Here is a 22,102-nt window from a genome sequence, read left to right on the forward strand (position 1 = left end):
ACCGGCAAAGGAAGGTTTTTATGAAATTAGTTGATTTAACCGCAGATCTTCAAGCATTACTTGCAAGTCCGAATGTGCATCATAATTTATCGGCTCCAAAACTTACCGAAAAAGTGATCAGCCGAAATGAAGGAACGCTGACATCAACGGGCGCCGTACGCGCCACCACCGGCGCATATACAGGCCGGTCACCTAAAGATAAATTTATCGTCCGTGAACAAAGCACAGAAAATCAAATTGATTGGGGCGCGGTGAATCAGCCCATTTCTGAAGAGGCGTTTGAAAAGCTGTACGCCAAAGTCGTCAGCTACTTAAAACAGCGGGATGAACTGTTTGTTTTTGAAGGATTCGCGGGAGCGGATGAAAAATACAGACTGCCGATTACGGTCGTAAATGAATTTGCGTGGCACAATTTATTCGCGCGCCAGCTGTTTATCAGACCGGAGACGGATGAAAGAGATCCGCAAGCGCAGCCTTTCACCATTCTCTCGGCTCCGCATTTTAAAGCAGATCCGGAGACGGACGGCACGCATTCGGAAACATTTATCATTGTCTCTTTCGAAAAGCGCGTCATTTTAATCGGCGGCACCGAATACGCCGGAGAAATGAAAAAATCAATATTCTCCATTATGAACTTCCTGCTTCCGCAGCAGGATATACTGCCGATGCATTGCTCAGCCAACGTCGGTGAAAAAGGCGATGTCGCCCTGTTTTTCGGCCTTTCCGGCACAGGGAAAACGACGCTTTCAGCCGATGCGGACCGCAAACTGATCGGCGATGACGAGCACGGCTGGTCAGATTCCGGCGTTTTCAACATTGAAGGCGGATGTTACGCTAAATGTATCAATCTGAGCGAGGAAAAAGAACCGCAGATTTTTCGTGCGATCCGCTTCGGGTCTGTTCTTGAGAATGTCGTGCTTGATGAAAAAACGGGTGAAGCGGATTACGACAATTCCTTCTACACGGAAAACACAAGAGCCGCATATCCGATTGAGATGATCGGCAATATCGTGCAGCCAAGCATTGCCGGCCATCCGCAGGCGATCGTCTTTTTAACGGCGGACGCATTCGGCGTGCTTCCTCCGATCAGCAAACTGACGAAGGAACAGGCGATGTATCATTTCTTAAGCGGGTACACCAGTAAACTCGCGGGAACCGAGCGCGGCGTGACATCTCCGCAAACGACTTTCTCGACGTGTTTCGGTTCACCGTTCCTTCCGCTTCCGGCACATGTATATGCCGAAATGCTCGGGCATAAAATCGACGAACACGGCGTTCAAGTCTTCCTGGTCAACACAGGCTGGACCGGCGGAGGGTACGGAGTCGGAGAACGGATGAAACTTTCGTATACAAGAGCGATGGTCAAGGCCGCTATTGAAGGCAGGCTGAACCAGACTGACATGACGGCAGACAGCATTTTCGGCCTGCGCAGTCCCGTTCATGTTCCGGGCGTGCCGGATGAAGTTCTTCAGCCTGAAAACACGTGGAGCGATAAACAAGCATACAACGAAAAAGCGCTGTTTTTAGCCAATGAGTTTAAAGAAAACTTTAAAAAGTTTTCCCATGCAGACTCGATTGCCAAAGCCGGCGGACCTCTCGTGTAATCAAAAAAGCCAAGGGTGTTTATGCCCTCGGCTTTTGTTTTTTCAGTTTGTCGAATGAAGCGACGTGAGTCTGTATGTAATGCTTGTCCGGCCGTTCGCCCATTCGAGCTTTTGGACCTCGCCGGTGCCGGATTTCTCGCCGGTTTTCGTTTTGCGCACGTCCATCGGAATATCAAGAGGATAGACGCGGTAGCCCTCTTTCTCCAATAAAAAGATATTTTCCTCTATCCGTTTTTCATTGCCTTTTGTCACAATCATGGTATTAAATTCAACAGGCATTCCCAAAATGAAAATCCCCTTTCATTCTCTTATTCTTTATTATCATATCATAAATCCGGCATCTTACCGCGTCTTCATCCATTCTGCCAGCCGCCGGACAATGCGTCTGTTTTCCTGCGGCGGAAAATAATGCGTAAAACCGCTGTAATACCAAGTTTCCACCGGTTTCCCCGCCTCTTTCAGCTTGTCCTCGATCAGCCGGGCGTGTTCGATCGAAACATTCTTATCATTCTCTCCATGGATGAGCAGCACAGGGGCCTGAATGCGGTCTGCTTTTTCAAACGGCGAACGCCATCTGTATTCATCCGGCACCTTTTTCGGCGTGCCTCCGATCACCCGCTTCATCATCCGCCGCATATCCTTCCGCTCTTCATAAGTAAGCACCATATCGCTCACACCGCCCCATGATACGAGCGAAGCCGCTTGGTGCCCCATTTCAATTGCGGTCAAAAGCCCCATGATTCCGCCCCGGGAAAAACCGAAAATATGCACCCGCCCTTCCCTGACGTTCGGATGCTCCCGAAGCAGGCGAAAAGCGGAAAACGCGTCCTCTCTGTCCTCTCCCGCAAAATCTTCATTTCCCTCGCCGCCCTGGTTGCCTCTGTAATAAGGCGCAAACACGACAAAACCTTGGGAAGCGAATTGAACGATTCTTCCGGGGCGTACCATGCCGACATTTTTTATGCCGCCGCGCAAATATAAAAAACCGTCATATGTGCCCGGCTCCGCAGGCTCGGCAAGGAGCCCCTTTACCTTCAGTCCTTCTGACTCATAGCATACCTCAAAGAGGCGGACATGCGGACTCGGAGACGGGAACCTTTTCTTTTCTGCCAGCAAAACAATGCGCCTCCTTATATCATCAGTTTTTTTATTCTTTCCCAACGTGAATATGGGCACTCACACATTTTTTATACCCATCATACGATATGTAAAGCAGAAAAGGTTATTTTAACGCTTAAAACAAGGAGGTTACACCGTGAACAAATGGCTCAAAACGGGCTGCGTTTTTGTCATATGCGCCTTTTTCCTGCTCATTCTTCCGGCCTGCAGACAGGAAGAAAGTCTGACGAAGGTAAAGGTGGCGGAAGTCACACACTCCATCTTCTATACGCCTATGTATGTCGCTGAAGCAAAAGGTTTCTTTAAAAAAGAAGGGCTCCAAGTGTCACTTCAAACAACATGGGGCGGAGACAAAACGATGACATCGCTTTTGTCAAACGGGTCTGATATCGCGCTGGTCGGTTCTGAAACATCCATTTACGTGGAGGCGCAGGGAGCAAAAGATCCGGTCATCAACTTCGCGCAGCTGACACAGACGGACGGCACATTTCTCGTGTCGCGGAAGGATGAGAAATCATTCAAATGGAGCGATTTAAAAGGAAAAACATTTCTCGGCCAGCGAAAAGGCGGCATGCCCCAAATGGCCGGTGAGTACGTCCTGAAAAAGAATCACATAGAGCCGAAAGAAGACATTAACCTCGTTCAAAACATTGATTTCGCCAATATTTCCAACGCATTCGCATCCGGAACGGGTGATTATGTGCAGCTTTTTGAACCGACGGCATCCCAATTTGAAAAAGAAGGCATCGGCCATATCGTCGCATCCTTCGGAGAAGCTTCCGGCCAAGTGCCATACACAACCTTTATGGCAAAAGAAAGTTATTTGAAAACCAATGAAAAGACGGCGGAAAAATTCACCCGCGCCATCTATCGCGCCCAGCAATGGGTGGAAAGCCAACCGGCCAAAGACATCGCAAAAACGATTCAGAAGGAATTTGCCGATACCGATCCGGCCATTATCGAAACATCAATAGAGCGCTATAAAAAACAAAAGTCATTCTCTGCAGACCCAGTTCTGCAAAAGGATGAATGGGAACAGCTTCAATCTATTATGGATGAAGCAGGAGAGCTCCCGAAACATATTCCGTACAGCAAACTCGTCAACACAAAAATCGCCAAAAAAGTCACCTCAGAACAATAGGAGGAACATGAATGTCTTTTTTACATGTCGATCATGTAACACATACTTATTTCTCGCTGAAAGAAAGAACAACCGCCGTAAAAGATATACATTTTCAGATTGAAAAAGGGGATTTCATCTCCTTTCTCGGACCGAGCGGATGCGGAAAAACAACACTCCTGTCCATTCTGGCCGGTCTTATCACCCCTGCGCAAGGCAGGGTGCTGATTGAAGGGAGCGTGCCGAACCATAAAGAACACCAAATCGGCTATATGCTTCAGCAGGATTATTTATTTCCTTGGAAATCAATTGAGGAAAACGTGCTGCTCGGTTTACACATTTCAAAAACATTAACAGAAGAAAAAAGAGCTGAAGTTCTCAGCCTTCTGCCTAAGCTCGGATTAATCGGCGTTGAAAAGAAATACCCGAAAGAGCTGTCAGGCGGAATGCGGCAGCGGGCGGCACTTGCCAGAACTCTTGCGCCAGACCCGGGACTGCTGCTCCTTGATGAACCGTTTTCCGCGCTGGACTTTCAAACGAAGCTTTCTTTGGAAAACCTTGTCTTCAGAACATTAAAGGATTTTCAAAAAACCGCCGTGCTCGTCACCCACGATATCGGTGAAGCCATCGCCATGAGCGATACGATCTATTTATTTTCGAATCAGCCGGGCACCATCCACCAAATATTCACCGTGCCTAAGGAGCTCGCGGCTTTAGATCCATTTGACGCGCGTCAGGATCCGGCCTTTCAGCCGCTGTTTCAAACCATATGGAAGGAGCTGAATTCCCTTGAAAAACAGCAGCGGCTCGATTGAACAGCTTCATCAGCAGTTTAAGAAAAGACACCAAAAAGAAAAGCTCCGGATCCGTGCGTATCAGGCCGCCATTTTCATCGTATTTTTTGCCGGTTGGGAAATATCGAGCAGGGCAGGCTGGATCGATCCGTTAATCTTCAGCTCACCCTCTGCCGTTTGCAGGCTTTTAGTTGAAAAGATTGCGGACGCATCCCTTGCGGCGCACATCGGCGTAACCTTAGGAGAAACCGTTCTCGGCTTTTTGCTCGGCACGCTCCTCGGCACATGCCTCGCCGCTCTGTTATGGTGGTCAAACAGGCTCGCCCGGGTTTTAGACCCGTACCTCGTCATTTTAAACGCGATGCCTAAGGTCGCACTCGGACCGATTCTCATCGTGGCACTCGGACCGAATTTCACAAGCATTGTCGCCATGGGAGCAGTCATCAGTGTCATTATCACGACAATCGTCGTCTTTACGGCTTTTCAGGAAGTGGATGAAAACTATATTAAGGTGATGAAAACCTTCGGAGCGAAAAGAAGCATCATGTTTAAAGAAGTCATTCTGCCGGCATGCTCCCCCGCGATTATTTCCGCGCTTAAAGTGAACGTCGGTTTATCCTGGGTCGGTGTCATCGTCGGCGAGTTTCTCGTTTCCGAAAAAGGTCTGGGCTACATGATCATTTACGGATTCCAGGTCTTCAATTTCACCCTTGTGTTCTTAAGCCTTCTGATCATCGCGATTTTTGCGACATTGATGTATCAGGGAGTCGAACTGTTAGAAAGAAAATGGACGAAAGGAAAAATATAAAAAAGACCCGTGCGTAAACGCCGGGTCTCCGTTTTTTATGATTGAAATACGCCGTCCTCTTTCAGCTTTTTCAGACTGATCGGAAGCACCGAATCTTTCATAATGAAACTGAATTTTTTATTTCGGGGGAGATTCTCCGGCAGTTCGCTGAACAGCACCGGCCCCTTTGTTTCAAAATAGTCAGCCTGTTTTTCAAGCTTTTCAATATCGGCAAAATAAATATTCTTCACGATTACCTTTTCCCTGCCGAGAACTTTATACTGTCCGACGTACTTCAGATGTCTTACCGCGGCACCGGTTTCTTCTTTCACCTCGCGTAGGGCCGCTTCCTCCGCACATTCCATCGGCTCCACTTTTCCGCCTGGAAATTCAAACCCCCGGTCTTCGTGCTCAGTCAAAAGCCACTTATCTCCGTATCGGCATATGACCCATACGTGCTTCGGGCTGTCTGAAAAAGGCTGGTGTTCAAAGGAGAGCTGAACAGTGTTCTGATAATAGTCTTTAAACTCGTACATGTTTATCCCTCTAATCCGTTCCTTCATATCTTCCATACATCATACCACAGTTGCGTTTGTTCGGAAGCCCTTTATCAAAAATTCAGAGGAAAACCATCATACCCGCTAGTATAGCCTCCTTTGAAGCAAATGTTACGGTTTGCGCTTGAATTTATTTTTCAGGGTATCCAATAGATCGACGAGCACCTGCGGAACCGGTATGCCCAGCGAGCTTGCCGTAATCACAATCTGAACCGATTCGTATAAGATATAAAACATGATAGCCAAATTACGGATGGCGCCTTCGGTATGAAGCAGCTGGTCAAAAAAATGGCAAACTGAGACTAATGCCAGGGTCACGATTTTTTTGACCAGCCGCGCAAAAAGCTTTCTTGCGCTCAGCTGCTGCAAAAGAGATTCTTTTAAGCTTGTACTGATAAACTCAATCGCCATGACCGATAGCAAAATCAGAAACGAATACTGAAAACCGCCAAAGAAAAAACCCGCTGCCGACACGATCACTGCAAAAAACGAAAAGATGCCAAAGTCTTTGCCCACTTGATCCAACATCCTTTCACAGAAACGGCCTTACATTATTCTATGAAAAGTGAATGGAACGGACTGGATTTTTCAGAAAAATGGACAACACCTCTCTTCGGCAGCCAAATAAAAGACCGAGTGCTTTATAGCCCCGGTCTTCCCTTGTTGATTATCCCAAATACGCTTTCAGCATCCAGTTATGTTTTTCGATATTCTGGTGAATAGCAAGCAGCATATCACCGGTCGTTTCGTCTCCGACCTCATCTGCGAGGTCCATGCCGCTTTTCAGCTCTTCCGCAATGACAGTGAAATCATCATAAATGTTCTGTACCATTTGTTCTGCGCTCTCATTGCCTTCCGCTTCTTTTACAGACGCTGTCTTCAATGATTCCGTCATTGTGCCGATCGGCTTGCCGTTTAATGCCAGCAGACGTTCTGCCAGATCATCAATATATGTAGCCGTTTCGTTATACAGCTCCTCGAACTTTTCATGCAATGTGAAAAAGTCCTTCCCTTTGACGTACCAATGATAGTTATGTAATTTCACATACATGACCGTCCAGTTTGCAACTTGCTTATTGACTGCATCCAATAGTTTTTCTGACATGCCTATCTTCCTCCTTTGGTTTACTATTGATATACCCTATATATCGTGTGTTAAAACATAAATTTTTAGCCCTTGATTTTATGACTGGAAAATATGTTATGATTTGTTAAAAAGGAGGGATTTCATGTTGCTTCTTCTGAGCTTCGGCTTTCTTATCGTGCTCGCCGTGCTGCTTTTATCCATCTGGTCGACTGTAAGAGCTTATAATGTAAAACATACGATTGACCCGCCGGAGGACGCATCAAAAGGCTTGACGGATAAAAAAAATCCTTAATGATGATGCGTCTGTTCCTTATGGCCGGAGGAATCATCGGCAGCCTTAGCATCCCCGACACGCACTTTTACAGTCGGCATATTATGCTGCTGTTTTGCCGTTACGTGGGATTGAACGGTATACACACCCTCTTCATCAAATTCAGTCCGCAGGTGATAGGCCCCTTTTTCCTCCTTGGCCTTGCTTGTTTTGCTGCTGCCTTTTTTTCCTTCTTTCCATACTTCAAACATGACTTCATCCGCATCCGTGACACGCTTGCCGCCGTAAAAAACCTCCGCCTTGTATTCCGCTTTTTCATGCGGTGCTGCCGTTTCCGGTCCTGTAAGCTTGACCTCAAGCGCTTTAGGCTCTTCATCCGCGGAGGTTTTGTCCGAATTGCCCCCGCAGGAAGATAATAGAAATACCATACCGCACATACCTGCCAATACAGCCCGTTTCATCCCATCACTCCTTTATGTTTGCTTCTATTCTAGCAAACGCTTACACATAAGGTGTGACATTTTTTAGAAATATGTAAAAAAGCCTTTTTGCATGTCAGCAAAAAGGCCTGTTTTTTATCCGAACACTTTCAGCAAATCTTCTTTATCTTGTGACAGCCAGAAACGCATCAGACGTTTCGCGCCTTCTAAATCATGAAGTTTCGCCTGGCCGCACTGTTTTTCGTTGGCCGCCGGAATCTCCGTAATATCGATGGCTTCTTTCAGCGTAGCGTCAAGCAGGTCTACAATTTCTTCCGCTGTCGGCTCGCCGCTGACAACTAGATAATAGCCTGTCTGGCAGCCCATCGGTGAGATATCTATGATGTCGAAGTGATCGTATTTCTCAGAATGTGTGCGAATCGTAAACGCAAGCAAGTGCTCAAGCGTATGAATCGTATCCGGCTTCATCGCCTGTTTGTTCGGCTGGCAGAAGCGAATGTCAAACTTATTCACGACGCCGTCTGTTCCGACTTTATGCACTCCGCAATGTCTTACATACGGAGCCACAACCGCATTATGGTCAAGCTCAAAACTTTCTACTGAAGGCATAATGGCACTCCCTTTTTTTCAGAATATGCATCCATTATAACACAGTTTTCCGATAAGAATTGTGGCGGAAGCTTTTCAATCTGAAATTTTTTTTCTATACTAGCATCAGAAAGGTGGTATTTTGATGAAAACCATAATGATTGCTTTAATCCGCGGATACCAGAAGTTCATCTCTCCGCTGACGCCGCCGTCATGCCGCTTTTACCCGACGTGTTCGCAGTACGGAATCGAAGCCGTCAAGACTCACGGCGCATTAAAAGGCGGATGGCTGACACTGAAGCGGATTTTAAAGTGCCACCCTTTTCATCCGGGCGGTGTTGATCCCGTACCGGACAAAAAAGAAAAACATTAGTCCATATGCTGGTAGCCGTCGATCACCAGATCAAGTTTACCGGTTTCAGGATCAATCACCAGACCGTGCACCGGCACATTGTCAGGGAATAGCGGATGGTGTTTAATGACGTTTACGCTGTCTGTAACACTCGCTTCTACTGAATCAAAGCTTTTCAGCCATTGATCAAGATCAACTCCTGAGTGCTTCAGCATGTCAATCCGCTCTTTCGGAATACCGCGGTCGATAATTTTATCGAGCATATCCTCGCTGTTGATTTTGCTCATGCCGCAATCATGGTGGCCGATAACGCAGACTTCATCGGCGTTTAATTCGTATACGGCCACTAAAAGGCTGCGCATGATACTTCCGAACGGGTGGGCGACAAGCGCGCCGGCACTTTTAATAATTTTCACATCGCCGTTTCGCATGTTCATCGCATGCGGAAGCAATTCCACAAGACGTGTGTCCATACAGGACAAAATCGCCATCTTTTTATCCGGGAATTTAGATGTTTGGTATTTTTCATAATCTTTGTTTTTAGTGAACTGCTCATTAAATTGCATGATATCGTTTAGAAGACTCATCTTGGTGTTTCCTTTCTGCTTTTTTATTCACAATATAACATAAGACGGGTCATTTCGTCACTCCCCGCACGGATGACAAAGTGCTCAATAAATAAGACAAACCCCATTGGGCTTGTCTTATTTCCCCATATTGTATTTTTTGTTGAACTGTTCGACTCTCCCGCCTTTTTCGTTGAATTTTTGGCGGCCTGTATAAAACGGATGCGTATCTGAGCTGACCTCTACTTTAATCAGCGGGTATGTTTTTCCGTCTTCCCACTCTGCCGTTTCCTCTGATTTTTTCGTAGAATGGCTTAAAAAGCGATAGCCGCTGTTCACATCTTGAAAAATCACCTGATGGTTATCCGGATGAATATCTTTTTTCATGCTGATCTCCCTTTCTCAAATCGCAATAATTACGTTTTATTTTAAACCTTAAATAACCGCTTGTCAATCATATATGCCCTGATCCCTTGATTTCTAAACCCTGCACATATATGGAATCGGAAGAATAATCTAATCGCTTCAGCAAATAATATAACCACATTACATAAAACGGTAATTTAGAAAGGCGGTTTATGATCGTGGATGATTTAGTGTTAGCCAGAAGCCTGTTCGGGACAACCATGGGCTTTCATATTATTTTTGCGACGCTTGGTGTCGGCTTGCCTCTGATGATTTTAATGGCTGAATTGATTTATCAAAAAACAAAAGATCCGCATTATGCCATTATGGCGAAAAGGTGGACGAAGGCGCAGGCTGTTCTGCTCGGCGTGGCGATACCGACCGGAACGATCGCGGGTACACAGCTTGCCCTTTTGTGGCCCGGATTCATGGAAGTCATCGGCAGGGTGATGTCCCTCCCATTTCAGATTGAAATTTATGCTTTCTTTATCGAAGCGCTGTTTATGTCCATTTATGTCTACGCCGCTGACCGGCTGACTCCGGCGATGCGCATCATTGCCGTTATTTTCGTTTTGATCGGCGCCGCGGCATCCGCCGTCTTAATCACAAATGTTCACGCATTTGAAGGAACGCCGGCCGGCTTTAAAATTTTAAACGGCAAAATCACTGACGTCGAACCTTGGGCAGCGTTTTTTAATCCAAGCTTTTTCACCACCGCGGGCCATGTCGTACTGACGGCTTTCATGACCGGTGCGTTTATCGTTGCGTCAGTTGCGGCTTATAAAATGCTGAGAACGAGAAAACAGGAGCAGGTATACCGCTTTCACCGAAAAGCGCTGCTGCTCGCCTTAACGATCGGCGGGATATTCTCCATTATTGCCTCTTTAAACGGTCACGAGTCAGCCCAGCTTCTTTACCAATACCAGCCTGAGAAGCTCGCGGGCGCAGAAGGGCTTTTTGAAACTAGATCACACGCTCCGCTTGCGATCGGAGGTTTTACTGATGCAAAAGAAGAAAAAGTAAAATGGGCGATAGAAGTGCCATGGGCTTTAAGCTTTTTGGCTGCAAACAGCTTTGATACCGTCGTCAAAGGATTGAACGCGTTTCCGAAAGACGAGTGGCCGCCTTTATTCATCCATACACTGTTTAACGGAATGGTCGGCATCGGAATGCTGCTCATTTTGTACTCAATCATCGGCATCGTGTGGAGAAAAATTTTAAAGAAAGACAGCTTTCCGACTTGGCTTTTGATTTTATTTTTAACCGCAGGACCGCTCAGTCTGATCGGAATTGAATTCGGGTGGATATTCGCTTGTACGGGGCGGCAGCCATGGGTGATTTACCATCTCTTGAAAACGTCTGATGTCGTCACGACAACCGGTTCAATCGGTTTGCTGTTCATCCTGTTTACGGTCGTTTACGCCATTTTGGCAGCCGCAGTCATTTATGTGCTGCTTTATTATTTCCGCAAACATCCCGTTGAGGAGGATGTAAAAGCAGCGGAATCCTAACAATAGAAAGGGCTGAATTGAAATGGACATTACCATGGATGCTCTCATTGCGATATCAATCGTATGGGGCTTCGTGTTTATCTACGCGGTCATGGCAACGATGGACTTCGGAGCCGGCTTTTGGTCTATGATTTATTTAAATAAAGAACAAACAAAGGCGACAAACATCGCCAACCGTTATTTGTCCCCGACATGGGAAGTGACCAACGTCTTTATCGTCGCAATCGTTGTCGCCCTATTCAGCTTCTTTCCAGGGGCAACCTTCGTGCTGGGAACCGTTTTATTGATCCCGGGGAGTATTATTTTGCTGCTTTTAGCCATCCGCAGCGGCTTTCTCGTCTTCTCCAATACGGCGAAGGAAAGAAAAATCATGAGATATATCTCCGGAATTTCGGGCTTCATTATTCCCGCTGTGCTGATTTTGGTCCTTCCGGTCACACACGGAGGATTTATTGATAAGACGGGCGGCGTGTATCACCTGAATTTGGCAAATGTCTTTACAAGCCTTAATGCGTATGCGTTTATCGGCTTTGCCATTTTAAGCACTTTATTTTTATCTTCACTGCTTCTGGCCGATTTTTCAAATGTTGCGGAAGAGGAGCATGCGTACCGCATCTACAGACGGAGCTCTTTAATAACAGGGCCGCTGTCGCTTCTTTTTGCCTTCTTCATTATGCTGACATTACGCTCTGAAGCCGGCTGGCTGTATACGGGGATGATGAAAGACAAGACATGGCTCATTCTGTCTGTCATTACATTCATCATTGCCGGCGTGGCTCTGTTTTTGCCGAATAAACGCTTCGGCCGCAACCTCGGCAAACCAAGAATCGCCATGATCGCCATTGCGCTTCAATACTTTCTGGCAAGCTATGCATACGGACGGGCGCATCTTCCTTATATGATTTATCCGGATATTACGGTCATGTCAGGATTTACGGAGCCGGCAACCTTCAGGGCGCTGTTTATGACGTATATCGTCGCTTTCATCATTTTGTTTCCCGGGTTTTATTTCTTCTGGAAGCTCTTTATGAAAGACAGACGTTATATCCGCCAGGAGGAATAACAGAAATCAGGGCGGCTCATACTAATGGTGTACCTTTTATCTTGGAGGGGAGCCAGCATGGATCAAAAAATTCTGTGTGAAGTCAATAACTGTTCATATTGGGGCAGAGGAAACAAATGCACGGCCGACGCTATATATGTGGTCAGCCATACAGGCGAAACCGCTGAAAAAAGTGAAGAAACGGATTGCAAAACCTTTAAACCGCATGATTTATAAAAGTAAAGAGCTGTTTTATACAGCTCTTTTTCATTTCCGCGCCGCAAGCCTTTTTGAAATCAGCCCCTGAGCCGGAGAAAACCGCGCGGATGAGAAGCATGGCAGAAAGGCGGTTCGTCGGCAAATATATGCGGCGGCAGACGGTACAATATCGCATTCATGACAAACACATAATTTTTTATCAAGATGTACATCTTGGCCCTAGCCAGAAAGCAACACCTGCGATGTAAAGCCGACACTGTTTGAAGAATAAAAAAATCATCGTATTCGCCTATTAAAAAAACCGGCTGATACAGCCGGTTCAAACGGGGGAAGGGGTGATGATGAACAGTTTCAATATAACAGCAGCATACAGGCAGCTCAACTCGCTGAAATGTCTTTTTATCAGTTGTTTGTCGTAAAAACGTCCATTTGGGTGACGTATTTTCTCATTATTTCCTGATTGACTTCGACACCCAGTCCGGGACCGTCCGGAACAGAGATGAACCCCTCTTCGATACGGATGTCGGGAGTGACAATATCCTCCTCCCAGTATCGGTCTGATGAGGAAATGTCACCCGGTATCGTAAATTGCGGCAGCGAAGCGAGCGCGACTGTCTGCGCTCTCGAAATGCCGGTTTCAAACATTCCGCCGCACCAAACCGGCATGTGATGCTCTCTGCATAAATCATGTATTTTTAAAGCCTCTGTCAGGCCTCCTACACGCGCCGGTTTTATGTTAATGATTTTACAGCTCCCAAGCTCAATCGCCCGCCTCGCGTCATCATATGAGCATATGCTTTCATCGAGGCATACCGCGGTTCTCAAGTGTTTCTGCAGGTGGCGGTGATCGACAATATCATCTGCCTGAAGCGGCTGTTCTATCATCATGAGCTGGAATTCATCCAACTCTTTCAGCCTGCTGATGTCTTTCAGTTCATATGCCGAGTTGGCATCCGCCATCAGCGGTACGTTCGGAAAACGGCTGCGGATGGCTCTGACCAGATCAACGTCATGGCCGGGCTGAATTTTTATTTTTATACGTTGATAACCTTCTTTTACGTATTGCTCAATTTCCCGAAGCATCTCATCAGCCGAAGCCAGACCCACCGCCACGCCGGCGGGCACTTTATCTCTTTTTCCCCCTAAGGCTTCTGCGAGAGATATCCCCTTTTTCTTGGCATATAGATCCCACACGGCTGATTCAAGCCCCGCTTTTGCCATGCGGTTTCCTTTGAACCGTGCGAGACTGTCAGGCACTTCTGACGGATGGAAAAACTCGCGGCCTACGATATTCGGGATGAAAAAATCTCTCAGCATATGCGCGCATGTCTGAATCGTTTCTTCTGTATACCACGGAGAAGAAAACGCCGATACCTCCCCCCAGCCGGTTCTCCCGGTTTCATCGATCGCTTCCACGATCAAAAATTTACGGTCCTGCAACGTTTCAATACTTGTTTTAAACGGTTTTTTCAGCCTCATACTTACATGATAAAGGGTGATTTTTTCAATCTTAATCATGACAATTCTCCTTTACGAAGCTCATTCAGCCGATGCCTCATCAGTTTATTGGACGCATTCCGCGGGAGCCCGTCAACCTCGAAAAAAGCAGCCGGTATTTTATATTTTGCAAGCCGCTCACGGCAAAAGGCGGTCAGCTCCTCAGAACTGACAGAAGAAGTCAGCACGAGAAAAGCATGCGGCACTTTCCCCCACTTCGGATCTTCGGCTCCCGAAACACCGGCCTCCGCTACAGCCGGATGGGCAAGCAGCGCCGCTTCCACTTCTGCCGGGTAGATGTTCTCTCCGCCTGAAATAATGAGGTCCGACCGCCTGTCCAGCACGTATAAAAACCCTTCATCATCCAAATAGCCAAGATCGCCCGTTTTAAACCATCCATTATGAAAAGCGGCCTGGTTTGCGTCGTCACGATGGTAATACCCTTTCATTACATTCGGGCCTTTCACCGTAATTTCACCGTGTTCAAAGGGCGCACAAGGGTTTCCGTCTTTTTCAATTCTAATTTCGCATGAAAACAGCGGTTTACCGGCCGAGCCGAGCTTGTCCATGCTGAATTCCGGAGAAAGCGTGACAATCTGTGAGCAGGTTTCAGTCAAGCCGTAAGATTGGAATACCGGAAATTGTTTCCTGCGGCATTCTTCAAGGAGCGGCAGCGGTGCCGGACCCCCGCCAAGCAGAATGCAGCGCAGTGATTCAGGACATTGTTCAGTTTCCGCAAGCAGGCCCGAAAGCATGGTCTGCACCGCTGAAATGATCGTGACCTGATGGGAGCTGATGCTGTCAAGCACATCGGTGACAGAAAATTTTTGATGAAGCACGACAGGCATGCCGTAAATGACCGACTTAAACAACGCAGACAGACCGCTGATATGAAACAGCGGCAGCGCAATAAGCCAGCGGTCCCGCTCCGTGACCCCCAGATTCAGCGCAGACGATACAGCGCTGGAATAATGATTACCGAAAGTCTGCTGCACCCCCTTCGGCCTTCCCGTTGTTCCTGATGTATACATAAGAGTCGCCGTATCATCAAGCGTTACATAAGCTTCAGGTTCCATGTCTTCAGCGGCTTTGGCCTGCAGCTCGTCCACATCCGCGGTGGCGACCGCAGATTCATATTCTTCGCGGCAAAAACCGTCCTCCGTCAATAAAAGCTTAGCCTGTGAATCTTCGAGCTGAAACATCCGTTCCTGTTTTGAGAGCTTCGTATTCAACAGCACAGCTTCCGCCCCTAATAAGAAGCAGGCGTGAACGGCATAAACCATTTCCGGTCTGTTAGAAAGCAAAATCGCAGCGCGGTCTCCTTTTTTAAGCGAGCAGTATTTGGACAGCCGCGCGGCCATTTGCCTAGAAGCATGATATAATTCTCTGAATGTCATCTGTTTGTTTTCAAATATGAGAGCGATTCTCTCTGGTGTCAGCTGAGCCCTTTGAATGAGCCAATTCGGCTGTTCTGTCAGCATGTTATCATCTCCGAGGTAAAAGTACTTTTTTTGAAAAGAAAACAGCTTGGACCAGAGCGGCTCAAGCTGTTTCGTAGTGTCATCTGATCACGGAAAACGAGGGAACTGACCGAAATCGGGACTGCGTTTCTCTTTAAAGGAATCGCGGCCTTCTTTCGCTTCGTCAGTCGTGTAATAAAGAAGCGTTGCATCTCCTGCAAATTGCTGAATTCCGGCGAGGCCGTCTGTATCTGCGTTAAATGCCGCTTTAAGGAAACGAAGGGCTGTAGGGCTTTTCTCAAGCATTTCTTCACACCATTTAATTGTTTCCTCTTCAAGTTTCTCTAATGGGACAACCGTATTGACAAGCCCCATGTCGAGCGCTTCCTGCGCGTTGTATTGACGGCACAGGTACCAGATTTCACGGGCTTTCTTATGTCCGACGATACGCGCCAGGTAACCTGAGCCGTAACCGGCATCAAAGCTTCCCACTTTCGGTCCGGTTTGGCCGAAAATCGCGTTATCGGCCGCAATCGTTAAATCACAGACGATATGAAGCACATGGCCTCCGCCGATGGCATAGCCTGATACCATCGCTACGACCGGTTTAGGAATAACGCGGATCAAACGCTGAAGATCAAGCACATTCAGACGCGGGATCTGATCGTCTCCGACATATCCGCCGTGACCGCGGACTTTTTGGTCTCCGCCTGAACAGAATGCTTTATCTCCCGCTCCCGCAAGAACGATGACACCAATATTGGAATCATCACGCGCACGAGCAAACGCGTCAATCATTTCTGATACCGTCTTAGGAGTAAATGCGTTATGTACCTCCGGGCGGTTAATTGTTATTTTTGCAATACCGTTATACGTCTCGTACAGGATTTCATCGTACTGACGTTCACTTTTCCATTCTGCAGCCATTGATATGACCTCCTTCATTTTTGCCTGAGTCCGGCCGAAAAGCTATTTTCTTTATGCTTTACAAGCCGTATAAAAACTCACTTACTATCTTACCAAAAATTCGCGGCTGTTCCACATGTACCGTGTGCCCCGCCTGTTTGACAACCTCTATTTTACTTGATGGGAGCAGGTTATGCACCTTTTGATTAATAGCGCAAAACTTTTCATCCCATTCACCGCATATGAGCAGGACGGGCGCTTTGATGCGGTGTAATGCCTCCCACCAGGAAGGCTGTGAGCCCGTCCCCATTCCGAGCAGGCTGCCTGCAAGTCCGGACGGATTATTTTTCAGCCTGCCGGCACGGATGGACGCCTTTACGCTGTCCGGCAGAGAAAGCTGCGTGGCAAACAACGGAATGCCCTCCCAATAATCGACAAACGATGTTATACCTTCCCGCAATATAAAATCAGCAAGCTTCCGGTCTGACTGAATCCGCTTTTTGCGTTCCTGAAGCGTGCTGAGGCCCGGGGTTGTACTTTCCAAAACAAGCGCTGACACCCGATGCGGAAATGCCTGTGCAAAGGAATACGCAAGTCTTCCCCCCATAGAATAACCAATAAGTTTCACTTTGTGAAGTTTTAATTGATCAAAAACGGCGGCAAGGTCCGCAACCTGCCGGCTCGCACTGTACCTTGCCGCTTGCACAGGCGCGTCTGTCTCCCCGTGACCCAGGCAGTCAATCATCACCATTCGTTCGCCGGGAAACATGCCGCGTAAAAACATCCATGATTCTTTTCTGCCCGTAAATCCATGCAGACAAACAATAGCTTCAGATGATTCGTGTCCGCTATCAGCAGCACGATAGCATACGCCATCGGCCGTTTTAACTGTTACAGTTTCCATTCTTTTTTCACTTCCCGCACTGCGGCCTGCAGCAGATCGCGATGGAATTGAACTCTTGATGTCCGATCTGTTTTCAGCTCGATTATATGAAGTCCGGGCTTGTCCGCCTGCGGCTGATACGCATCCTTAAATGCCTCCCATGTCTCAGGGCAAGTATACGTCCCGCCGTACAGTGCGGCGGCATGCCGGAAATCAAGACCCGTCGGCGTACCGAACAGTTCTTCAAAATGAGTCTTATCAGATGCCTGCGGCAAAAACGAGAAAATCCCGCCGCCATCATTGTTTATTAAAATAACCGTAAGCGGAATTCCAAGTTTTTTAGCCGCTAACAGCCCGTTTAAATCATGGTAAAACGATAAATCTCCAATGACAAGCGTGACAGGAGCTTTTGTACCCTCACACAGTCCCATAGCCGAGGAGACAACTCCGTCAATTCCGTTAGCGCCGCGGTTGGCATAGACACGGAAGGAGCGATCTTGTTTTTCAAAGAACGTATCCACGTCGCGAATCGGCATGCTGTTTCCGACAAAAATCGAACTGCCTTCAGGGACAAGGTGCTGAAGCTGACGATATACATTTCCTTCAAATGATAAATCATCCATGCTTGCGTCCTGTAAATGACTCCGGAACCGGTCATTGACAAACTGCCATTTCTCAAACCATCCGGACGGCCGCTTTCCGGTTTCAGCTGAACGGACCGCTTCCAAAAACACAGACGGATGGCAATGAATCATATGCGCGCCGGCCTGGGTGGGATCTCTCCATCCTCCGTCTTCATCGACGATAAACTGCTCAATGGCAGGATCATCTCTGAGCCATAAAAAGAGCGGTTTGGAAACCGGCATCGGGCCGAAGCGGATCACAGCGTCCGGGCGAAGCGCCTCTTTTATTTCTTCATCTTTTAAAAACGAGTCATAAGCATCAATAATCAGCGTCTTATCATGCTCCCCGTTTCGGAGGTTTGAAAGCGGGTCAGCTAAAATCGGAAACTGAAGCATCTCGGCAAGCGCGATGATTTGCTGCTTTTCTGCTTCACCGTGAATTTCGCCGCAAACGATCATACCTCTTTCGGTCCCCGCAAGACGCTCTGTAATATGACAGAGAGAACCTTGATCAGCTGACTGAATCCCTGTTGTGACTGAGACGTGCCGCCCCTTTCTCATTCTTTCAAAAGGTCCGGCTGATAAATCCGGCATCAAAGGCTCTCTGAGCGGCACATTGATATGGACTGGCCCCATCGGGCGCTTCCCGGCTTCACTCACGGCTCTGCCGGCCAATGTTCTGATATAGCTCAGCATTTGAGGATTTTCTTCAGGCAGAGCCGAGTCTGTGAAAAACTTAACAAAGTTACCGAACAGAAAATGCTGGTTAATCGCCTGAGGCGCCCCCACTTCCCTCAATTCATGGGGCCGATCTGCAGTCAGGACAATAAGCGGCACTCTTGAATAATGAGCTTCAATCACGGCCGGATAGAAGTTAGCCGCTGCCGTTCCTGATGTACAAATCAGCATGACCGGACGCTGGCGGGCTTTTGCAAGACCGAGTGCGAAAAAACCTGCGGATCGTTCATCAATCTGTATATGGACTTGAATATCCGGGTGGGCCGCCGCCAAAACCGCCAAGGGAGTTGACCTCGACCCCGGGCAAACAACTGCGTCGGTGACACCCGATAAAGCGAATTCATCAATAAAGCTTCCGATATAATGTGTAATCGGGTTTGTCAAAGCCTTTCACCTCCTAAAGCAGAGATCATCGGCTTTAGTTTAATTTGTGTTTCTTCATATTCTGATTGCGGATCTGAATCTTCAACAATGCCGCAGCCTGCGAAAAGCCGCGCATTTTTGCCTTCAATCAGCCCTGATCGGATAGCCACGACAAATTCTCCGTTTTCCCTGCCGTCCATCCAGCCGATCGGAGCCGCATACCATCCGCGTGTCATCGGTTCAATGTCAGCGATAACTTCAACAGCTTTCTGCTGGGGAGCTCCGCCCAATGCCGGTGTGGGATGCAGCTTTTCAATTAAATCAAACAGCGAAGCGGACGTTTTAAGATGGCCTGTGATCGGTGTATATAGATGCTGAACACTTTTTGTTTTATATAATTGCGGACCTGCAGGCTTTTTCACATCGCTGCAGCTCGACAAGAAAGAATCGTGTATCATCTGAACCACAAAATCATGTTCCGCGAGATTTTTTTCGTCATGCAGCAGCTCTTTGCCGAGACGGTCATCTTCTTGTTGATTTTCTCCGCGCTTAATTGAACCTGCCAGACAGGTGGACATAACGTCTTTGCCGGATTTTTTGATCAGCCGTTCCGGTGAAGCGCCGACAAAGCATTTATCTCCCTGCTCAATCGCAAAAACATAGCTTGTCGTTTGGTCCGTCAAAAGCTTGCGGACAACGCTCTCCGCCGGAATAGGCCCATCATATGACAAAACGACTTCCCTTGCCAGCACGACTTTATCATATTGATTTGCCTTCATATCATTTGTTGCTGTTTTAATGGCTTCAAGCCAGTTTTCCACATCAAGTTCTTCCGCTTTTGTTAAAACAGGATATTCTTCATACTGAATTGAAGAAACTGCAAAAGCTTCTGAAAAAGATTTCAGACGTTTCAGCGTATCTTCTGCCTGATTACCGTCTGCCGCCCATTGATTGACGGTTAAATAATCACTATCTGCCGTCTTTGTCAGCATGAGTGAGGGGATAAAGAACAGTCCTTCTTTGAACCCGTTCCATTCGTCTCCTCTCTCTTCAGCGGGATTAAATGAAAAACCGCCGAATAAGACAGGGCCGACCGCGGTATGCGCCGCCTCTTCTTCTTCATGAATATGAAAAGCCGTCTTTTTAAAGCGCTCCCATTGTTCAAAAACGTCGTGATAACGCTTTCCATTTTTTTCATTCGATTGGAACAGCGCTTCTGTGCCAAGACCGACTATTGTTAATTCACTACCGGGTTCTGACCAAAAAAATCGTTTGCCTTTATATTTTTTTGCTCCGTCTTTGAAAAATGATAGAGGGTCTAAAGACGCAATACGTCTTGAATAGCTCAATAAGACAGCATGGTTGACTTGTTTGGCTTTATGTAATGCATGATCTGCTTCCTCTCGGAACGTATGCTGCACCGTTGTCACCATGAGACATTCCTCCATAATCCGTTAAATGCTTTTAATACAATACACCTGTGATGACTTTGTGTCAAACACACAGATTTGAGCACGACAAAATGCCTGCATTTCTTATTATAAACCTTTTTGCGCAAATGAATAAAGAAACAAACTTGAATTTTCTTTCCCCACTCTCGGCAATCACTGTATCCTTTTACTTCCTCATGGGAAAATGACTATTTTTATCCACCATTTTTCTGCGCAAAAGCGTTCATACTAACAGTAAGCATCACATAGAAACGAGGGATTGATGTGCTTACAAACGAACAGATCACACACTTAAAAAAAGAATTAGAAGAAGCCAGACATGATATTTTAAGCCGCTTTAAAGAAAATGACCAATTTCAGTTAACTGATGAATTCCCGTATCAGTCATCCGGCGAATTGTCTTCCTATGACAATCATCCCGGCGATCAGGCGACCGAATTATACGAGCGGGAAAAAGACCTGGCTCTGCTCGACCATGAACGGGAGCACCTTCGCGATATTGATTACTCTCTGAAACAAATTGAAAACGGCACATACGGCACATGTGAAGTCAGCGGCAAGGACATTCCTTATGACAGACTCGAAGCTCTGCCGACGGCTACGACATTGGCGGAATATTCCTCGCAGGATGCCGTTTCCAAAGACAGGCCGATTGAAGAGGAAACACCGTTCGGACAGTTTGAATTTGATGATGATGAATCAATCCGGCCGGCTTACGATAGTGAAGATGCTTATCAGGATGTTGAGGAATACGGAAACTCAGAAACGCCTCAGGATTTAGAGGATCCTCCGCTCAGCTATGGAGATATGACAATGAACTCAGAAGAAAACATCGGCTATGCTGAGGATTATGAAAACTTTATCGCGACAGATATTACCGGCAAAAACATTTCCGTGTATCCAAGCAAAGCACACGAAAAATATGAACAGGAACTGGACGAAGAAGGAATAATGACGACCTTTGGCGATCTTCATGCTGATTAAAACCCCGGCCTGCCGGGGTTTTTGGATACAAATAAATGGTTTGCTGCATTTTCACACTGAAAACTCATACACTTAATGGTGCATGAACCTTTTAAAAGGTTTAATCTTTCCAAAAAAGGGGACTAATGTATTGACATTGAATGGCGGAGGGAACAAATGAAAAAGAAGTATATCGGTGCGATTATTGTATTTATCATTACATATGTCTTCTTTTCTTTAGCGGGGTTTCTCTTTCCCATCGACCGGGAATGGTACGACGCGCTGCAAAAACCTGACTGGACGCCGAGCAGATCAGTGATCGGCATCATATGGGCGGTTTTGTTTGCGCTTATTTCGCTCTCAGCAGCCTTGATATACGCAAAGTTTTCATGTAAAGAATCCAAAGCTTTTTGGGTGATGCTTCTCATCAATTATATCGTGAATCAAGGGTTCAGCTATTTTCAATTCACACAGAAAAATTTGCTTGCTGCATCTATTGATTGCCTGCTTGTGGCGGTGACAACACTCATTCTGTTGCTCATTGCCGGTAAATACAGTAAAGCTTCAGCCTGGCTTCTGGTCCCTTATTTATTATGGAGCGCTTTTGCCACATACCTGTCTTTTACCATTTACGCTATGAACGCATAATAAAAAACCTTGCATACTATGCAAGGTTTTTTTAATGACCCGTACGGGATTCGAACCCGTGTTACCGCCGTGAAAGGGCGGTGTCTTAACCGCTTGACCAACGGGCCT

General features: G+C 46.9%; 26 protein-coding genes and 1 tRNA gene. 11 read left to right on the forward strand and 16 right to left on the reverse strand.

Features of this window, described 5'->3' with window-relative positions; genetic code table 11:
• Positions 1 to 20 precede the first annotated feature (20 nt).
• A complete protein-coding gene (gene pckA, locus JNUCC22_RS13955) occupies positions 21 to 1,604 on the forward strand; it encodes a phosphoenolpyruvate carboxykinase (ATP) (protein WP_007613256.1) in 1,584 nt (527 codons plus the stop codon).
• Between the two features lie 42 nt (positions 1,605 to 1,646).
• Here the strand turns inward: pckA and JNUCC22_RS13960 are convergent, their stop codons facing one another.
• Both JNUCC22_RS13960 and JNUCC22_RS13965 read right to left on the reverse strand, forming a co-directional pair.
• Positions 1,647 to 1,889 carry a DUF2584 domain-containing protein gene (locus JNUCC22_RS13960; protein WP_003152249.1) on the reverse strand — a complete coding sequence of 81 codons (243 nt, stop codon included), beginning with the start codon at positions 1,887 to 1,889 and terminating at the stop codon, positions 1,647 to 1,649.
• 57 nt (positions 1,890 to 1,946) lie between these two features.
• A complete protein-coding gene (locus JNUCC22_RS13965) occupies positions 1,947 to 2,720 on the reverse strand; it encodes an alpha/beta hydrolase family protein (protein ID WP_216061822.1) in 774 nt (257 codons plus the stop codon).
• Between the two features lie 139 nt (positions 2,721 to 2,859).
• Here JNUCC22_RS13965 and JNUCC22_RS13970 point away from each other — a divergent pair, with 139 nt between their 5' ends.
• Genes JNUCC22_RS13970 through JNUCC22_RS13980 form a run of 3 tightly spaced genes read left to right on the forward strand, consistent with a single transcriptional unit; the run spans position 2,860 to position 5,445 of the window.
• Complete coding sequence (locus tag JNUCC22_RS13970; RefSeq protein WP_216061823.1) at positions 2,860 to 3,864, forward strand: ABC transporter substrate-binding protein; 1,005 nt, start codon at positions 2,860 to 2,862, stop codon at positions 3,862 to 3,864.
• A gap of 11 nt (positions 3,865 to 3,875) precedes the next feature.
• Positions 3,876 to 4,658, forward strand: coding sequence for an ABC transporter ATP-binding protein (locus tag JNUCC22_RS13975; RefSeq protein ID WP_007613274.1), 783 nt, complete (start codon positions 3,876 to 3,878; stop codon positions 4,656 to 4,658).
• Positions 4,633 to 5,445 (forward strand): ABC transporter permease, encoded by an 813-nt coding sequence (locus tag JNUCC22_RS13980; protein WP_007613276.1) that lies wholly within the window; start codon positions 4,633 to 4,635, stop codon positions 5,443 to 5,445. Before JNUCC22_RS13975 ends, JNUCC22_RS13980 begins: the two co-directional genes overlap by 26 nt.
• A 35-nt stretch (positions 5,446 to 5,480) precedes the next feature.
• On the opposite strand, the gene ytkD is transcribed toward JNUCC22_RS13980, so the two are convergent.
• From ytkD to JNUCC22_RS13995, 3 genes are all read right to left on the reverse strand, one after another.
• Positions 5,481 to 5,960, reverse strand: a complete 480-nt coding sequence (ytkD, locus tag JNUCC22_RS13985) for an RNA deprotection pyrophosphohydrolase (RefSeq protein ID WP_003152244.1) — start codon at positions 5,958 to 5,960, stop codon at positions 5,481 to 5,483.
• A 132-nt stretch (positions 5,961 to 6,092) separates the two neighbouring features.
• Complete coding sequence (locus JNUCC22_RS13990; RefSeq protein ID WP_007408834.1) at positions 6,093 to 6,497, reverse strand: phage holin family protein; 405 nt, start codon at positions 6,495 to 6,497, stop codon at positions 6,093 to 6,095.
• A gap of 151 nt (positions 6,498 to 6,648) precedes the next feature.
• The gene (locus JNUCC22_RS13995) at positions 6,649 to 7,086 is read right to left on the reverse strand and encodes a Dps family protein (protein ID WP_007408835.1); all 438 of its coding nucleotides are present in this window, start codon (positions 7,084 to 7,086) and stop codon (positions 6,649 to 6,651) included.
• Positions 7,087 to 7,210: 124 nt separating this feature from the next.
• Between JNUCC22_RS13995 and ytzI the strand changes: the two genes are divergently transcribed.
• The gene (gene ytzI, locus JNUCC22_RS14000) at positions 7,211 to 7,360 is read left to right on the forward strand and encodes a YtzI protein (protein WP_007408836.1); all 150 of its coding nucleotides are present in this window, start codon (positions 7,211 to 7,213) and stop codon (positions 7,358 to 7,360) included.
• Here the strand turns inward: ytzI and JNUCC22_RS14005 are convergent.
• Positions 7,357 to 7,800 carry a FixH family protein gene (locus JNUCC22_RS14005; RefSeq protein ID WP_216061824.1) on the reverse strand — a complete coding sequence of 148 codons (444 nt, stop codon included), beginning with the start codon at positions 7,798 to 7,800 and terminating at the stop codon, positions 7,357 to 7,359. The genes ytzI and JNUCC22_RS14005 overlap by 4 nt on opposite strands.
• Positions 7,801 to 7,914: 114 nt before the next feature.
• Positions 7,915 to 8,388: an S-ribosylhomocysteine lyase gene (locus tag JNUCC22_RS14010; RefSeq protein WP_003152237.1), complete on the reverse strand. Its 474-nt coding sequence runs from the start codon at positions 8,386 to 8,388 to the stop codon at positions 7,915 to 7,917.
• A 124-nt stretch (positions 8,389 to 8,512) separates the two neighbouring features.
• On the opposite strand from JNUCC22_RS14010, the gene yidD reads away from it, so the two are divergent.
• Positions 8,513 to 8,740, forward strand: coding sequence for a membrane protein insertion efficiency factor YidD (gene yidD / locus JNUCC22_RS14015; protein ID WP_007613292.1), 228 nt, complete (start codon positions 8,513 to 8,515; stop codon positions 8,738 to 8,740).
• Here the strand turns inward: yidD and JNUCC22_RS14020 are convergent.
• Positions 8,737 to 9,306 (reverse strand): beta-class carbonic anhydrase, encoded by a 570-nt coding sequence (locus tag JNUCC22_RS14020; protein ID WP_003152233.1) that lies wholly within the window; start codon positions 9,304 to 9,306, stop codon positions 8,737 to 8,739. The genes yidD and JNUCC22_RS14020 overlap by 4 nt on opposite strands.
• Before the next feature lie 117 nt (positions 9,307 to 9,423).
• On the reverse strand, positions 9,424 to 9,672 hold the full coding sequence (locus tag JNUCC22_RS14025; RefSeq protein WP_007613295.1) for a type B 50S ribosomal protein L31: 249 nt from the start codon (positions 9,670 to 9,672) through the stop codon (positions 9,424 to 9,426).
• A gap of 197 nt (positions 9,673 to 9,869) precedes the next feature.
• Between JNUCC22_RS14025 and JNUCC22_RS14030 the strand changes: the two genes are divergently transcribed.
• Genes JNUCC22_RS14030 through JNUCC22_RS14040 form a run of 3 tightly spaced genes read left to right on the forward strand, consistent with a single transcriptional unit; the run spans position 9,870 to position 12,480 of the window.
• A complete protein-coding gene (locus JNUCC22_RS14030) occupies positions 9,870 to 11,201 on the forward strand; it encodes a cytochrome ubiquinol oxidase subunit I (protein ID WP_216061825.1) in 1,332 nt (443 codons plus the stop codon).
• Positions 11,202 to 11,223: 22 nt separating this feature from the next.
• On the forward strand, positions 11,224 to 12,264 hold the full coding sequence (locus JNUCC22_RS14035) for a cytochrome d ubiquinol oxidase subunit II (RefSeq protein WP_216061826.1): 1,041 nt from the start codon (positions 11,224 to 11,226) through the stop codon (positions 12,262 to 12,264).
• A gap of 57 nt (positions 12,265 to 12,321) precedes the next feature.
• Entirely contained in the window at positions 12,322 to 12,480 is a 159-nt protein-coding gene (locus JNUCC22_RS14040; protein ID WP_007408842.1) for a DUF1540 domain-containing protein, read from the forward strand.
• A gap of 384 nt (positions 12,481 to 12,864) precedes the next feature.
• On the opposite strand, the gene menC is transcribed toward JNUCC22_RS14040, so the two are convergent.
• The 6 genes from menC to JNUCC22_RS14070 form a co-directional block, all read right to left on the reverse strand.
• Positions 12,865 to 13,980 (reverse strand): o-succinylbenzoate synthase, encoded by a 1,116-nt coding sequence (gene menC / locus JNUCC22_RS14045; protein ID WP_072589489.1) that lies wholly within the window; start codon positions 13,978 to 13,980, stop codon positions 12,865 to 12,867.
• A complete protein-coding gene (locus JNUCC22_RS14050) occupies positions 13,977 to 15,440 on the reverse strand; it encodes an o-succinylbenzoate--CoA ligase (RefSeq protein ID WP_216061827.1) in 1,464 nt (487 codons plus the stop codon). The genes menC and JNUCC22_RS14050 overlap by 4 nt, the downstream gene beginning before the upstream one ends.
• Before the next feature lie 87 nt (positions 15,441 to 15,527).
• On the reverse strand, positions 15,528 to 16,346 hold the full coding sequence (menB, locus tag JNUCC22_RS14055) for a 1,4-dihydroxy-2-naphthoyl-CoA synthase (RefSeq protein ID WP_007408846.1): 819 nt from the start codon (positions 16,344 to 16,346) through the stop codon (positions 15,528 to 15,530).
• Between the two features lie 58 nt (positions 16,347 to 16,404).
• Entirely contained in the window at positions 16,405 to 17,229 is an 825-nt protein-coding gene (gene menH / locus JNUCC22_RS14060; RefSeq protein WP_151280763.1) for a 2-succinyl-6-hydroxy-2,4-cyclohexadiene-1-carboxylate synthase, read from the reverse strand.
• Positions 17,217 to 18,953, reverse strand: coding sequence for a 2-succinyl-5-enolpyruvyl-6-hydroxy-3-cyclohexene-1-carboxylic-acid synthase (gene menD / locus JNUCC22_RS14065; RefSeq protein WP_216061828.1), 1,737 nt, complete (start codon positions 18,951 to 18,953; stop codon positions 17,217 to 17,219). Before menD ends, menH begins: the two co-directional genes overlap by 13 nt.
• The gene (locus tag JNUCC22_RS14070) at positions 18,950 to 20,365 is read right to left on the reverse strand and encodes an isochorismate synthase (RefSeq protein WP_216061829.1); all 1,416 of its coding nucleotides are present in this window, start codon (positions 20,363 to 20,365) and stop codon (positions 18,950 to 18,952) included. Before JNUCC22_RS14070 ends, menD begins: the two co-directional genes overlap by 4 nt.
• Before the next feature lie 282 nt (positions 20,366 to 20,647).
• Between JNUCC22_RS14070 and JNUCC22_RS14075 the strand changes: the two genes are divergently transcribed.
• Entirely contained in the window at positions 20,648 to 21,367 is a 720-nt protein-coding gene (locus JNUCC22_RS14075; protein ID WP_216061830.1) for a TraR/DksA C4-type zinc finger protein, read from the forward strand.
• A 156-nt stretch (positions 21,368 to 21,523) separates the two neighbouring features.
• Positions 21,524 to 21,994, forward strand: coding sequence for a TspO/MBR family protein (locus JNUCC22_RS14080; RefSeq protein ID WP_082998879.1), 471 nt, complete (start codon positions 21,524 to 21,526; stop codon positions 21,992 to 21,994).
• A gap of 35 nt (positions 21,995 to 22,029) precedes the next feature.
• On the opposite strand, the gene JNUCC22_RS14085 is transcribed toward JNUCC22_RS14080, so the two are convergent.
• Positions 22,030 to 22,101: transfer RNA gene (locus tag JNUCC22_RS14085), tRNA-Glu, on the reverse strand.
• Position 22,102 lies beyond the last annotated feature (1 nt).

This window comes from Bacillus sp. JNUCC-22, from assembly GCF_018861275.1.
Classification (GTDB): Bacteria; Bacillota; Bacilli; order Bacillales; family Bacillaceae; genus Bacillus; species Bacillus velezensis.

Bases quoted from the DNA above. Each gene is read 5' to 3' on its own strand.
- pckA (WP_007613256.1), top strand. From the start codon at position 21: ATGAAATTAGTTGATTTAACCGCAGATCTTCAAGCATTACTTGCAAGT.
- JNUCC22_RS13975 (WP_007613274.1), top strand. From the start codon at position 3,876: ATGTCTTTTTTACATGTCGATCATGTAACACATACTTATTTCTCGCTG.
- ytkD (WP_003152244.1), bottom strand. From the start codon at position 5,960: ATGTACGAGTTTAAAGACTATTATCAGAACACTGTTCAGCTCTCCTTT.
- JNUCC22_RS13995 (WP_007408835.1), bottom strand. From the start codon at position 7,086: ATGTCAGAAAAACTATTGGATGCAGTCAATAAGCAAGTTGCAAACTGG.
- ytzI (WP_007408836.1), top strand. From the start codon at position 7,211: ATGTTGCTTCTTCTGAGCTTCGGCTTTCTTATCGTGCTCGCCGTGCTG.
- JNUCC22_RS14005 (WP_216061824.1), bottom strand. From the start codon at position 7,800: ATGAAACGGGCTGTATTGGCAGGTATGTGCGGTATGGTATTTCTATTA.
- JNUCC22_RS14010 (WP_003152237.1), bottom strand. From the start codon at position 8,388: ATGCCTTCAGTAGAAAGTTTTGAGCTTGACCATAATGCGGTTGTGGCT.
- yidD (WP_007613292.1), top strand. From the start codon at position 8,513: ATGAAAACCATAATGATTGCTTTAATCCGCGGATACCAGAAGTTCATC.
- JNUCC22_RS14020 (WP_003152233.1), bottom strand. From the start codon at position 9,306: ATGAGTCTTCTAAACGATATCATGCAATTTAATGAGCAGTTCACTAAA.
- JNUCC22_RS14025 (WP_007613295.1), bottom strand. From the start codon at position 9,672: ATGAAAAAAGATATTCATCCGGATAACCATCAGGTGATTTTTCAAGAT.
- JNUCC22_RS14035 (WP_216061826.1), top strand. From the start codon at position 11,224: ATGGACATTACCATGGATGCTCTCATTGCGATATCAATCGTATGGGGC.
- JNUCC22_RS14040 (WP_007408842.1), top strand. From the start codon at position 12,322: ATGGATCAAAAAATTCTGTGTGAAGTCAATAACTGTTCATATTGGGGC.
- menC (WP_072589489.1), bottom strand. From the start codon at position 13,980: ATGATTAAGATTGAAAAAATCACCCTTTATCATGTAAGTATGAGGCTG.
- JNUCC22_RS14050 (WP_216061827.1), bottom strand. From the start codon at position 15,440: ATGCTGACAGAACAGCCGAATTGGCTCATTCAAAGGGCTCAGCTGACA.
- menB (WP_007408846.1), bottom strand. From the start codon at position 16,346: ATGGCTGCAGAATGGAAAAGTGAACGTCAGTACGATGAAATCCTGTAC.
- menH (WP_151280763.1), bottom strand. From the start codon at position 17,229: ATGGAAACTGTAACAGTTAAAACGGCCGATGGCGTATGCTATCGTGCT.
- JNUCC22_RS14070 (WP_216061829.1), bottom strand. From the start codon at position 20,365: ATGGTGACAACGGTGCAGCATACGTTCCGAGAGGAAGCAGATCATGCA.
- JNUCC22_RS14080 (WP_082998879.1), top strand. From the start codon at position 21,524: ATGAAAAAGAAGTATATCGGTGCGATTATTGTATTTATCATTACATAT.